Here is a 12,842-nt window from a genome sequence, read left to right as displayed (position 1 = left end):
CACGCACAGAGCAAACACTATACTGGGCTAGCCGCAGCAACGAGCGCGGTCGGGATTGGCGTCTCGGGAACGTAGGAAGACCACCGTCAGGTAGTGTGTGAACCGTTCAGGAGGTAACTCTATGTCCAGACGTTCGTTCGCCCATATCGGGCGATTTCTATCCCAGCAGAAACCAGTATGTTCTCAACGTGTGTTGGTTGCACAAAGGGGGACATACGATGCATAAGCACACCCGCTTTGGTATCACCGCCGAACATACAGGCGTCGGACATTCGTGACGGCACATGCGCCAGCGGAAAGCCCGCTCAGCCTTGCGGCCGAGAAGGCGGCCCAGCTTCATGCGCTGCTTTCGATGGCGAGCGATTGCGCTGCCGCGGGTACGCTCGAAAGGCAGCCGGATGACATGCAGGGCCGGCTGCTTTCGTTGGCGGCTGAGCTGGTGAACGAGACGTTGGTGTCAGCGAACTGGCCGCGTTGCATAGCGGAGGGACGTGCGGCACGTAGCACGGCGACCGCAGCGAAACAAAAGCATCGCAGACATCATGTCTAGCGGATCTTTTCAGACGTCCCGCATTGACCTGGTAATGCGATTGCATTACCTTGTTTGTTGTTTCTTTTCTTTTGATGGGAGCGCCCATGTCCGCCACCGTCGAGGCCGAATCGACCCTGACTGATCGTTACCAGACCACCGTGCCGGAGACTGTCCGGCGGGCTCTGGGCCTGGGTAAGCGCGACAAGATCCACTACACCATTCGTCCTGGCGGCGAGGTCGTGCTGTCGCGGGTCGAGGCACAGACGGAGGACGATCCTGTACTCGCCCGGTTCCTGGACTTCCTTGCCCACGACCTCGTCACGCATCCGGAGCGGCTGCAGATAATTGATGCCAGTCTGGTGCATCGCCTCCAGTCGCTGGTCGGTGGCGTCGAAGTCGATCTTGATTCTGCGCTGTCGGCGGATGACGAATGAGGGCGCACAAGTCTGCGCCATTGCTGATCAATGGCTGGACGATCTTTGCACATCCGCTGTTCCTCGATCAGTTCGCGGCGTTGACTCGGCAGGTCGAATCGCTCAGGCAAAAAGACCCGGCCGGGTATATGAAGAAGAATGCCAGCAAGCGGCTGGCGGCCATCTCCAAGTTGGTGTTCGAGGTCATTCCGCAGGATCCCTCACGGCCGGAATATCGCCAAGGCAATGCCCTTGGCGATAGCCATAAGCACTGGTTCCGGGTGAAGTTCTTCCAGCAATACCGTTTGTTCTTTCGCTATCACGCGCCGAGCAAGATCATCGTATTCGCGTGGGTCAACGACGATGACACCCGGCGTGCTTATGAGAGCAACGACGACGCGTACCGGGTGTTTCGCAGGATGTTGGAGAGCGGGCATCCGCCTGATGACTGGGCGCAGTTGCTTGGCGAAGCATCTCAAGATGAATTGCGGCCGCACCGAGTGGGTCTTGAACGACTCGATTGAGTCCGCGAATTTCCCGAGAGCAGCGTTGCTCAGTCCGGTGTGGCCGTGGTCCGCTGGGCATCCGTCTCGTCTGAAGTCTCCAATTCGAAATCCAGATCGTTTCCGATTGAAGACGCTGGAATCCGATAACCCATCGCCTGGTAGCCGCGCCGTCGCCGATCCCACATCCGCAGCAGGGCGGGGTGGCCGGAGTCGATGAAATCGATGATACACACGCGAGTCTTGTTTGCATGTTCGCGGTGGAGGCGGCCTGCGTATTGTTGCAGCGTTCCCTTCCACGAGATCGGCATGGCGAGCACGAGGGTATCGAGCGGAGGATGGTCAAATCCCTCGCCGACCAATTAATCCCCTCACACCACCGCCAGCCGTTCCACCGTATCAGGAAACTTCTCGACCAGGCGGATCAGCAGGGCGGCCTGGGCATTTGGCTTGGCCCGGCCCTGCTCCCAATTTTCCAGCGTGCGGGGGTTGGTGCGCAGGTAGCTGGCGAACACCGGCCGCGACAGGTGCAAGCGCTCCCGCAGCGCGAGCAGTTCGCCGGCGGTGATCTCGGGCGCCGACTTCATCTCCACCTCGTGCGTGCGCAGTGTCTGCTTGCCGGTACGCGCATCGGACAGGGCATCAAAACCCTCGGCAATTTCCGCAAACAGGTTCCGTTTTTTCATCGCCTGACTTCCAGTTCTGCTTTCAACATACGCTTGAGCGCTTTCTTCTCGTCGGCGCTCAAGTCCTTCAACTCATTCTTGTCGTACAGGGTGAATAGCCAGAATTGCCGGCCACCGTCCCATCAGTAGTAGATCACCCGCAGGCCACCGCGCTTACCCTTGCCCCTGCGCGGATCACCATGCCACAGTTTGCGCAGGCCGCCGGTGCCTTCGATCACATCGCCGGCCTCCGGATTGATCATCATGGCCGATTGCAGTCCACGGAATGCATCATCATCCAGGTACGCGGTCCGGTATCGGGCGAAGGCGGGCAATTCGACGAAGACGGCTTTCATGGATGTTAATCATACGCAAATTGCGTATAGATGGAAATCCACTACGCCGAGTTGCTGGCTCTCGACTGGCATGGGCTGCAGGGTGCTCGCCAGCAACATCCCAAATGAAAAAGCCCCGCCGGCTTCATGCCTTGCGGGGCTTTTCCCTTGCGAGCCGGTCAGAGACGGCCGCTGAGTATGCTCAAACGCTGATCACACGTTAAACAAGAAATTCATCACATCCCCATCCCTGACCACATACTCCTTCCCTTCCGCCCGCATCTTCCCGGCCTCCTTCGCCCCCTGTTCGCCCTTGTAGGTAATGAAGTCCTCATAGGCGATGGTCTGCGCGCGGATGAAGCCGCGTTCGAAGTCGGTGTGGATCACGCCGGCGGCTTGCGGGGCGGTGTCGCCCACGTGGATGGTCCAGGCGCGGACTTCCTTCACGCCGGCGGTGAAGTAGGTCTGCAGGCCGAGCAGGGTGAAGCCGGCGCGGATCACGCGGTCCAGGCCCGGTTCTTCCATGCCGAGGTCGGCCAGGAATTCGGCCTTGTCGGCGTCGTCGAGGTCGGCGATCTCGGCTTCGATGGCGGCGCACACGGCGACCACCGGCGACTTGGTCTTGGCGGCGTGGGCGCGCACGGCGTCCAGGTGCGGGTTGTTCTCGAAGCCGTCTTCACGCACGTTGGCCACGTACATGGTGGGCTTGGCGGTGATCAGGCAGAGCGGCTTGATGGCGGCCCATTCTTCGTCGGACAGGTCGAGCGTGCGCACGGCCCTGGCTTCGTTGAGCACGGCCTGGGCCTTTTCCAGCACGGCGACCAGGCGCAGCGCTTCCTTGTCGCCGGCGCGCGCGGGCTTGATGTAGCGGGCGTGGGCCTTTTCGACGGTGGCGAGGTCGGCCAGCGCCAGTTCGGTATTGATCACTTCGATGTCGGACAGCGGATCGACCTTGCCGGCCACGTGGATCACGTTGTCGTCTTCGAAGCAGCGCACCACGTGGGTGATGGCGTCGGTTTCGCGGATGTTGGCGAGGAACTGGTTGCCCAGGCCTTCACCCTTGGAGGCGCCCGCTACCAGGCCGGCGATGTCGACGAACTCGACCACGGCCGGCAGCACGCGTTCGGGCTTGACGACCTCGGCGAGCTTGGCAAGCCTCGGATCCGGCACTTCCACCACGCCCACATTGGGCTCGATGGTGCAGAACGGATAGTTCTCGGCGGCGATGCCGGCCTTGGTCAGGGCGTTGAACAGCGTGGACTTGCCGACGTTGGGCAGGCCGACGATGCCGCATTTGAGGCTCATGGTAGAAGGCTTGAAATAGCAAAACCCCTATTCTAGCGGATGGGCGTGTGCGCACCGTGCCCGGGGTGGCCGGCGGCGGCGGTCCGGCGCGGCGTTGGCCGGCGCACGGGACGGGCGCGGGCGAAGTGCCGGGATGGCTATAATCCAGCCATGACTCGTCCATCCCCCTCCCGTTTCCAGGTTGCCGTGGTCGGCGGCGGTATCGTCGGCAAGGCTTGCGCGTTGTTGCTGGCCCAGCAGGGCATGCAGGTGGCGCTGGTCGCGCCGCGTCCGCAGGCGAGCGCGCCGGCGGCAGACCAGTGGGACAGCCGCATCTATGCGTTCTCGGCCAGCTCGCAGGCGCTGCTGGCGCAGTTGCGCGTGTGGGAGGCGCTGGATCCGGCGCGGGTGCAGCCGGTGTGCGACATGCGGGTGTCCGGCGACGCCAGCGCGGCGCGCGAGGATGCCCCGGCCGCGGGCGACCTGCATTTCTCGGCGTATGCGGCCACGGTGCCGCAACTGGCGTGGATCATCGAGTCGGGCCAGGTGGAGCGCGTGCTGGATACGGCGTTGCGGTTCCAGCACCAGGTGCACTGGTTCGACGATACCGCCGCGGCGTTCCAGCGCGACCACGACGGCGCCACGCTGACGCTGGCCGGCGGCGACAAGGTGCGCGCGGCGCTGGTGGTGGGCGCGGACGGCGCGCGCTCGTGGCTGCGCGACCAGTGTCATATCCCGGTCTCCAAGCGGCGCTACCGTCAGCTTGGCGTGGTGGCCAATTTCGAATGCGAGCAGCCGCACCAGGACACGGCCTGGCAGTGGTTCCTGGGCGCGCCGGCCAAGCTGATGGCGGACGAGGAGCCGGCCAACGGCGAGATCTTGGCGCTGCTGCCGTTGCCGGGGCGGCGCGTGTCGATGGTGTGGTCGGCCGACGAGGCGCACGCGGCGGAGCTGCTGGCCTTGTCGCCGGAGGCGCTCTCGGCCACCGTGATGCAGGCCGCCAGCGGCGCGGTGGGCCGGCAGTTCGGCGCGCTGCGCTGCGTGACGCCGGCGCAGGGTTTCCCGCTGGTGCTGCAGCGCGCGGAGCAGTTCGCGCAGCCGCACGTGGCGCTGGTGGGCGACGCGGCCCACGTGGTGCATCCGCTGGCCGGGCAGGGCATGAACCTGGGCCTGCGCGACGTGGCGGAACTTGGCCGCGTGATGGCCGCCAAAGAGTCGTTCCGCGGCGAAGGGGACCTGCGCCTGCTGCGCCGCTACGAGCGCGCGCGCGCCACGGACCTGCTGTCGCTGACGGCGGCCACCGACGGCCTGCACCGGCTGTTCTCGCTGCCGGGCGGCATGGCGCGCACGGTGCGCAATGCCGGCATGCGGGCGGTGGGCGGCCAGCCGCTGCTCAAACGTTTTCTCATCGGCCGCGCGCTGGGCTGAGGCCCGAAGCGCGCGCCGGATCACCGGATACCTGGAGTCATCATGTTGCAATTCCTGCGCCGCCGTCCCGCCCTGTCGGCGACCGTTGCCACTCTTGCCGGCGGCCTGGCGGCGGCCGGCTTCGCGCTGCACGCCGTGGCGGCGAGCGAACCGGGCACCGACCGCATCAAGGAGTCGATCCAGAAGATGCTGGGCGGGCGCGCCGAGGTCAAGAGCGTGGGCAAGACGCCGGTGCCGGGCCTGTTCGAGGTCAATATCGGCGGGCAGGTGGTCTATACCGACGCCACCGGGCGCTACGTCATCAACGGCGAGATGGTCGACACCAAGACCGGCACCAACCTGACCGAGGAGCGCGTGGCGGACCTGAACCGCATCAAGTGGTCGGACCTGCCGCTGGCGCGCGCCATCAAGTGGACCAAGGGCGACGGCAGCCGCCAGGTGGCGGTGTTCTCGGACCCGAACTGCGGTTACTGCAAGCGCATCGAGCAGACCTTCCAGCAGATGGACAATATCACGGTCTACACCTTCCTCTACCCGGTGCTGTCGCCGGACTCGGAGGTCAAGGCCAAGCAGGTCTGGTGCGCGACCGACCGCACCAAGGCCTGGCGCGACTGGATGCTCAACCGCGTGGCGCTGACCGGCAACGGCAGTTGCAAGACGCCCGTGGATGACAACCTGACGCTGGGCCAGAGCCTCAACATCACCGGCACCCCGGCCGTGTTCTTCATGGACGGCACGCGCATCCCCGGCGCCGCCGACGCCGCCACGCTCGAGCGCAAGCTCGCCGGCCTCAAGAAGTAAGCTCTCGCGCCGGCGGCCATGCCCGGCGCCTCGTTCATCTGACCTTCGCTATCCGCTGACGCGGAAGGAGACATCATGACGTTCCAGGCATTGCTGCTGACCCAGGACGGCGGCGCCACCCAGGCCGCCGTCACCGCGCTCGAGGAATCCGCCCTGCCGGCGGATGGCGACGTGCTGGTCGCGGTCGACTATTCCACCATCAACTACAAGGACGGCCTGGCCATCACGGGCCGCGCGCCGGTGGTGCGCAAGTGGCCGATGGTGGCGGGTATCGACGGCGCCGGCACGGTGCTGGAATCCGCGCACCCGCGCTGGCGGGCGGGCGACCGCGTGGTGCTCAACGGCTTCGGCGTGGGCGAGACGCACTGGGGCTGCCTGGCGCAGCGCGCGCGCCTGAAGGGCGACTGGCTGGTGAAGCTGCCGGACGCCTTCACCGCGCAGCAGGCGATGGCCATCGGCACGGCCGGCTACACCGCCATGCTGTCGGTGCTGGCGCTGGAGCGCGCGGGCGTCGCGCCGGGCGATGGCGAGGTGCTGGTGACCGGCGCCTCGGGCGGCGTGGGCACGGTGGCGATCGCGCTGCTGTCCAAGCTCGGCTATCGCGTGGCGGCGTCCACCGGCAAGACCGCCGAGGCGGATTTCCTCAAGGCGCTGGGCGCGGCCGAGGTGATCGACCGCACCGAACTGGGCAAGCCCGGCAAGCCGATGCAGAAGGAGCGCTGGGCCGCGGTGGTGGACTCGGTGGGCTCGCACACGCTGGTCAACGCCTGCGCCCAGGTGCGCTACGGCGGCGCGGTGACGTGCTGCGGGCTGGCGCAGGGGCTGGACTTCCCGGCCTCGGTGGCGCCGTTCATCCTGCGCGGCATCACGCTGTACGGCATCGACAGCGTGATGGCGCCGATGGCCAGGCGCGAGCAGGCCTGGCAGCGGCTGGCCACGGATCTGGCGCCGGACCGCCTGCGCGCCATCACCAGCGAGATCGGCTTGTCCGGCGCCATCGAGGCGGGCCGCAGGATCGTCGAGGGCGGCATGCGCGGGCGCGTGGTGGTGAACATCAACGCCTGACGGCCCGGCCGGCCGCCAGCGCAGCGCGGCACACGGTGCGGCACGGCGCGGCATGGCGGAAGCGCGCGCGGGCATGGCGCTACAATCACGCTCATGAAGCCGATCCACTACGCCATCGCCCCGCTTCAACCGGAAGCGCACCTGTTCGCCGTCACCGTCACGGTGGACGCCCCCGATCCCGCCGGCCAGCAGTTCTACCTGCCGGCGTGGATTCCCGGCAGCTACATGATCCGCGACTTCGCCCGCAACATCGTGCGCATCCGCGCCGACGCGGGCGGCCGGCAGGTCGCGCTGGCCAAGCGCGACAAGCAGAGCTGGCAGGCCGCGCCGGTGGACGGGCCGCTGACGCTGAGCTACGAGGTGTACGCGTGGGACCTGTCGGTGCGCGCCGCGCACCTCGACGCCACGCACGGCTTCTTCAACGGCAGTTCCGTGTTCCTGTGCGCCGAGGGGCGCGAGCACCAGCCCTGCACGGTGGACATCCTGCCGCCCGCGGGCGAGGCCTACGCCGGCTGGCGCGTCGCCACCGCCATGCGCGAGGCGCCGGGCCGCGGCGGCGCGAAGCGCTACGGCTTCGGCCGCTACCAGGTGGCCGACTACGACGAGCTGGTCGACCACCCGGTCGAGATGGGCACCTTCGCGCTGGGCAGCTTCGTCGCGTGCGGCGCCCGGCACGACGTGGTCTTCACCGGCCGCGTGCCGCAACTGGACCTCGAGCGCGTGTGCCGCGACCTCAAGCAGGTCTGCGAAGCGCAGATCCGCCTGTTCGAGCCGAAGACCGAACGCGCGCCGTTCCTCGACAGCAACCGCCGCTACGTCTTCATGACGATGGTCACCACCGACGGCTACGGCGGGCTGGAGCATCGCGCCAGCACCGCGCTGATGTGCGCGCGCGCGGACCTGCCGGCGCGCGGCAAGGCGGAGGCCACCGAGGGCTACCGCACCTTCCTCGGCCTGTGCAGCCACGAGTATTTCCACACCTGGAACGTCAAGCGCATCAAGCCCGCGGCGTTCGTGCCGTACCGGCTGCGCGAGGAAACCCACACGCCGCTGCTGTGGCTGTTCGAGGGCTTCACCAGTTATTACGACGACCTGATGCTGGTGCGCAGCGGCGCCATCACCGAGGCGCAGTACGTCGAGCTGCTGGCCAAGACCTGGAACGGCGTGCTGCGCGGCAACGGCCGCACCAAGCAAAGCGTGGCCGAAAGCTCGTTCGACGCCTGGACCAAGTATTACCGCCAGGACGAGAACGCGCCCAATGCCATCGTCAGCTATTACACCAAGGGTTCGCTGGTGGCGCTGGCGCTGGACCTCACCATCCGCGCCCGGACCCGCAACCGCCGCTCGCTCGACGACGTCATGCGCGCGCTGTGGCAGCGCTACGGCAGCGATTTCTACGCGCCGGGCGCGCAGCAGCGCGGCGTGACCGAGGCCGAGGTCCATGTCCTCATCGATGAAGTCACTGGCCTGCGCCTGGGCACGCTGCTGCGCGCGCTGACCGAAGGCACCGGCGAGCTGCCGCTGGCGGCGCTGTTCAAGCCGTTCGGCATCAAGGCGGCGCCCACGAAGCCGGAGCGCAATGCCGCGCTCGGCATCAAGACCAAGACCGAGGACGGCTGGGTGCGCGTCACCCAGGTGCTCGACGGCGGCGCCGGCCAGGCGGCCGGGCTGTCGGCGGGCGACCTGCTGGCCGCGCTGGACGGCCTGCGCGTGGCGCCCGGGCAGCTGGACAAGCTGCTGGCGCGCTACCGCGCCGGCGACCGCGCCGAGTGCCACGTGTTCCGCCGCGACGAGCTGCACGTGCTGCCGCTGACCTTCGCCCGCGAGCCGGCCGCGCAGTACACGGTGACGGCCGAGGGCGGCCGCCAGCCCATGCGGGCCCGCTGGCTGGGCCAGTAAGACCGGCCGCGCCCCGCCCCGAGGCCAGCCCCAAGCCGCCACATGGAATACGCGCACGATCCCCGCACCTTCATCTACTCGCACTACGTCTACCGGGGCCTGCGCTCGGCCACCGGGGTGATCGGCGCCACGCTGGTGGCCATGCAGTTCACCGACCTGCCCACCGCGATGGTGGTGTCGATCGGCGCGCTGTGCACCAGCCTGATGGACCTGCCCAACCCGCTGAACCACAAGTTCAACGAGATGCTGGCCAGCGTGCTGCTGTGCACGGCGGTCACGCTGGCGGTGGCGATGGCCACGCCGTTCCCGCGCGTGATGCCGCTGGTGCTGGTGCTGGTGACGTTCATGGCCGGGATGATGACGGCCTACGGCAACAAGACCTTGCCGCTGCAGTTCTCGGCCTTGTTCGTCATGACGCTGACCGTCAACGAGGATTTCGTGGTGCGGCGCGCGCTGGAGCACGCGCTGCTGTTCGGCGCGGGCGCGGTGGCCTACATGGGCTACGCGATGGCGGTGAGCTGGGCCACGCAGCGGCGCACCAAGCAGCAGGTGCTGGCCGAGGCGCTGTACGAGATGGCGGGCTACCTGGAGATCAAGGCCGGCTTCTACGATGCCGGCAACGACTACGAGGCGCAGTTCAACCAGCTCGTGCGCCAGCAGATCGTGGTGGCCGAGCGCCAGCAGGCCGCGCGCGACCTGGTGCTGCGCGGCAACCGCACCACGCATGACGGGCTGCTGGTGCAGGCGCACCTGCGCATGCTGGACCTGTACGAGTACATCCTCTCCACCAACACTGACTACCCGCTGCTGCGCCAGACCTTCGCCGGCACGCCGGTGCTGGACCACCTGCGCCGGCTGGTGCAGCTGATGTGCCAGGACGTGGAGTCGATCGCCTACGACATCACGCGCGGGCGCTACTCCTATGCCGAGGTGGACTACCGCCAGGAGCTGCGCGCGGTCGAGGCCGAGATCGCGCAGCTGCGCCATCACCACATCCCGCCCGCGGCGATGACCGCGCTGGCCGAGACGCTCGACATGATCAAGGGCGCCATCGCGCTGGTGGCGCAGCTGCACGAGGCCTCGCGCACGCCGGTGGAGCCCAGCAAGGTGCTGCCCGGCCCGGACATGACGCCGTTCCTGACGCGCCAGCGCTACGAGCTCAAGGTGCTGCGCGACAACCTGAACTGGAAGTCGCCGGCGTTCCGCTTCGCGCTGCGCATCACGCTGGCGGTGGGCGCGGGGCTGTGGATCGCCGACCACCTGCCTTACGTCTCGCACAGCTACTGGATCCTGCTGACCATCATCGTCATCCTGAAGCCCAACTTCAGCATGACCAAGCAGCGCTACAACGACCGCCTGATCGGCACGCTGATCGGCTGCGCGATCTCGGTGGCGGTGCTGCGCGTGGTGCACCAGCCGCTGGTGCTGCTCGGCGTGCTGTTCGTGGCGCTGGTGGCGGGCACGGCGTTCTCCACCATCAAGTACCGCTACACCGCGGTGGCCGCCTGCGTGCAGGTGCTCATCCAGATCAACCTGCTGCTGCCGGGCAGCACCACGGTGGCCGGCGAGCGGCTGATCGACACGGTGATCGGCGGGGTGATCGCCTCGGTGTTCAGCTTCGTGCTGCCGAGCTGGGAGTACCGCGCGCTGCCCGCGCTGGTGGAGAACGTGCTGCAGGCCAACCGCCGCTACATCGCCGCCACGCGCGACCTGCTGCTGCGCGTGGCCAAGGACGACTTCGCCTACCGCGTGCAGCGCAAGCAGTTCATGGACAGCCTGTCGGCGCTGATCGGCTCGTTCCAGCGCATGCTCGACGAGCCCAAGAGCCGGCACCGCGCGGTGGACAACCTGAGCCGCTTCATCGTGCAGAACTACCTGGTGGCCGCGCACGTGGCGGCGGCGCGCATCCAGGTGCGCGAGCACTACGGCGAGCTCGACGTGCCGGCGGCCGAGGCCGCCATCCGCCAGGCCATCGACGCCGCCACGAACAGCCTCGCGCTGGCAAGCGAGCGGCTGGTGGAGGACGACCGCGCGGGCGGGCGCGGCGTGGGATTCGTGCGCCCCGGAGAGCCGGCCACCGCGGCGGCGGCCGCGGTCGGGGCCGGGCCCGCCATGCCCAGGGCCGGCGCCGAAGCGGGGCCGGGCCATGTGTCCGCGGCGGGCGCCGCGCCGCTGGCGGCGGCCGCGCTCAACGCGGCGGTGGATGCCACTTCCACCGCCGACGAGGCCAGCGCGCGCCGCGCGCGCCTGGCCGATTCCGCCGACCGCCGCCGCGCCGACGTGCTGGTGCAGGCCGCGGCCTCGGGCGAGCTGGCCAAGGCCACCGCGGCCCGGCGCGAGCCGGGCGGCGGCAGCACGGCAAGCTCCACCGGGCGCAGCGCCAACGCCATCCTCGAGCGCCGCCTGCGCGCGCTGCGCGAGGACGCCGCCAAGATCGCGCTGCGCACCGGCGCCATCGGCCGCGCCATGCGGCAGCGCCAGCGCTAGCGCCGCCGCTTCAGCGCTGCTTCATCGCTGCTTCGTTGCAGCTTCGCCGCCGTCAGGGCTGCGCGCCGGCGCCGGGCGCCGGCGGCGGCTCCTCGCGCGGCAGCGTCAGCATGCCGCTGTTGTAGCTGTATTCGTACACCTCGCCGTAGCGGCCCCATTCGATGCCGATGGTCAGCACGCGCTCGGCTTCTTCCGGCTTGAGGAAGTCTTCCAGTTCGCGCAGCACGTGTTCCTCGCGGATCTCGCCGTCCTCGGACTGCTGCAGCTCGCGGCGGATGTGCGCGGCCAGCGCCACGTGCAGCAGCAGCTGCTTGCCGAACAGCACCTTGCGCTCGGGCGGCTCGGTCTCGTAGTAGGCGCGGCCCAGGCCAGTGGCGGTGATGTCGCCGCGCTCGATGGTGGCCAGCTGCAGCAGGTGCAGCGCCTCGCAGGCGGGCAGCAGGTCGTCGTCGGTGAGGCCGGCTTCCTCGGCCAGGTGCGGCAGGTCGGCGCGGCCGTGGAAGGGCGCCTCGCACAGCAGGTCGAGGATGGCCTCCATCTGGCTGATGTCGGCGTCCGGCAGGCGGTAGCCGATGTTGCTGGCGGCCGCCAGCGCGGTGACGCGCGGCCCCAGCGCGGCCGGCGAGGTCATCAGCGTGTAGACCTCGTCGATCAGGCCGCGCACCTGCGCGGAGTCGCGGTTGCGCGGGCGCGGGAACGGCACCTTGACCTCGGCGCGGATGCGGCCCGGGTCGCTCGACAGGATGACGATGCGGTCGGCCATCATGACCGCCTCTTCGATATTGTGCGAGACGATCAGGATGCACTTGATGTTGGTGCGGCCGTCTTCCCACAGGTCCAGCATCTCGTCGCGCAGGGTCTCGCCGGTGAGCACGTCGAGCGCGGAGAAGGCTTCGTCCATCAGCAGCAGGTCGGGCTCGGTCACGAGCGCGCGCGCGATGCCCACGCGCTGGCGCATGCCGCCGGACAGCTCGCGCGGCAGCGCGCTGTTGAAGCCGGACAGGCCGATCATGTCGATGGCCGCCTCGGCGCGGCGCGCGCGCGCTTCCTTCTGCACGCCCTGCGCTTCCAGGCCCAGCTCCACGTTCTGCTGCACGGTCAGCCACGGGAACAGCGCGAACGACTGGAACACCATCGCGATGCCCTCGGCGGTGCCGCGCAGCGGCTGGCCGCGGAAATGCACCTCGCCGCGGTCGGCGCCCACCAGCCCGGCCATGATGCGCAGCAGGGTGGATTTGCCGGAGCCCGACTTGCCCAGCATGGCGACGATCTCGCCGCGGCGCAGCGTGAGGTCCACGCCTTCGAGCACGGCGCGGTCGGTGTGGTCGGCGGTGCGGAACATCTTGGAGACGCCGCGCAGTTCGACCACGGGTTCGGCTACGGTTGCGGCGGTGGTGGCGGGGGAGCTTGCCATGATGGAATTCCGGTGC

12 protein-coding genes are annotated in these 12,842 nt (G+C 68.3%); 7 read left to right on the top strand and 5 right to left on the bottom strand.

Annotated features, from left to right (window positions below):
• Positions 1 to 636: 636 nt before the first annotated feature.
• Together KF708C_RS32445 and KF708C_RS32440 are read left to right on the top strand one after the other, a co-directional pair.
• Entirely contained in the window at positions 637 to 966 is a 330-nt protein-coding gene (locus KF708C_RS32445) for a type II toxin-antitoxin system PrlF family antitoxin (protein WP_059415990.1), read from the top strand.
• Entirely contained in the window at positions 963 to 1,469 is a 507-nt protein-coding gene (locus KF708C_RS32440; RefSeq protein WP_059415911.1) for a type II toxin-antitoxin system YhaV family toxin, read from the top strand. Before KF708C_RS32445 ends, KF708C_RS32440 begins: the two co-directional genes overlap by 4 nt.
• Positions 1,470 to 1,498: 29 nt before the next feature.
• Here KF708C_RS32440 and KF708C_RS32435 read toward each other — a convergent pair whose 3' ends face one another.
• The 4 genes from KF708C_RS32435 to ychF all read right to left on the bottom strand — a co-directional run bounded on the left by KF708C_RS32435 (position 1,499) and on the right by ychF (position 3,753).
• Complete coding sequence (locus tag KF708C_RS32435) at positions 1,499 to 1,810, bottom strand: hypothetical protein (RefSeq protein ID WP_059415906.1); 312 nt, start codon at positions 1,808 to 1,810, stop codon at positions 1,499 to 1,501.
• A gap of 9 nt (positions 1,811 to 1,819) precedes the next feature.
• A complete protein-coding gene (locus KF708C_RS32430; RefSeq protein WP_059415902.1) occupies positions 1,820 to 2,134 on the bottom strand; it encodes a helix-turn-helix domain-containing protein in 315 nt (104 codons plus the stop codon).
• A gap of 122 nt (positions 2,135 to 2,256) precedes the next feature.
• Positions 2,257 to 2,469: an addiction module toxin RelE gene (locus tag KF708C_RS36830; protein ID WP_231586654.1), complete on the bottom strand. Its 213-nt coding sequence runs from the start codon at positions 2,467 to 2,469 to the stop codon at positions 2,257 to 2,259.
• Positions 2,470 to 2,661: 192 nt separating this feature from the next.
• On the bottom strand, positions 2,662 to 3,753 hold the full coding sequence (ychF, locus tag KF708C_RS32420) for a redox-regulated ATPase YchF (RefSeq protein WP_020201982.1): 1,092 nt from the start codon (positions 3,751 to 3,753) through the stop codon (positions 2,662 to 2,664).
• 150 nt (positions 3,754 to 3,903) lie between these two features.
• Between ychF and KF708C_RS32415 the strand changes: the two genes are divergently transcribed.
• The 5 genes from KF708C_RS32415 (at position 3,904) to KF708C_RS32395 (ending at position 11,412) form a co-directional block, all read left to right on the top strand.
• Positions 3,904 to 5,160 (top strand): UbiH/UbiF family hydroxylase, encoded by a 1,257-nt coding sequence (locus KF708C_RS32415; RefSeq protein ID WP_059415900.1) that lies wholly within the window; start codon positions 3,904 to 3,906, stop codon positions 5,158 to 5,160.
• A gap of 42 nt (positions 5,161 to 5,202) precedes the next feature.
• Positions 5,203 to 5,961, top strand: coding sequence for a DsbC family protein (locus KF708C_RS32410; protein WP_020201980.1), 759 nt, complete (start codon positions 5,203 to 5,205; stop codon positions 5,959 to 5,961).
• 75 nt (positions 5,962 to 6,036) lie between these two features.
• Positions 6,037 to 7,026 (top strand): acrylyl-CoA reductase (NADPH), encoded by a 990-nt coding sequence (gene acuI, locus KF708C_RS32405; RefSeq protein ID WP_059415893.1) that lies wholly within the window; start codon positions 6,037 to 6,039, stop codon positions 7,024 to 7,026.
• A gap of 93 nt (positions 7,027 to 7,119) precedes the next feature.
• Positions 7,120 to 8,925: a M61 family metallopeptidase gene (locus KF708C_RS32400; RefSeq protein ID WP_059415890.1), complete on the top strand. Its 1,806-nt coding sequence runs from the start codon at positions 7,120 to 7,122 to the stop codon at positions 8,923 to 8,925.
• Positions 8,926 to 8,967: 42 nt separating this feature from the next.
• Complete coding sequence (locus KF708C_RS32395; protein WP_059415888.1) at positions 8,968 to 11,412, top strand: FUSC family protein; 2,445 nt, start codon at positions 8,968 to 8,970, stop codon at positions 11,410 to 11,412.
• A 52-nt stretch (positions 11,413 to 11,464) separates the two neighbouring features.
• Here the strand turns inward: KF708C_RS32395 and KF708C_RS32390 are convergent, their stop codons facing one another.
• Positions 11,465 to 12,826, bottom strand: coding sequence for an ABC transporter ATP-binding protein (locus KF708C_RS32390; protein WP_059415985.1), 1,362 nt, complete (start codon positions 12,824 to 12,826; stop codon positions 11,465 to 11,467).
• Positions 12,827 to 12,842: the final 16 nt, after the last annotated feature.

It is taken from the genome of Cupriavidus basilensis (assembly GCF_000876015.1).
In the GTDB taxonomy this organism is placed as follows: domain Bacteria; phylum Pseudomonadota; class Gammaproteobacteria; order Burkholderiales; family Burkholderiaceae; genus Cupriavidus; species Cupriavidus basilensis_B.
The sequence above is the reverse complement of the archived record's forward strand: the minus strand, read 5'-3'. Positions and strand labels throughout refer to the sequence as shown.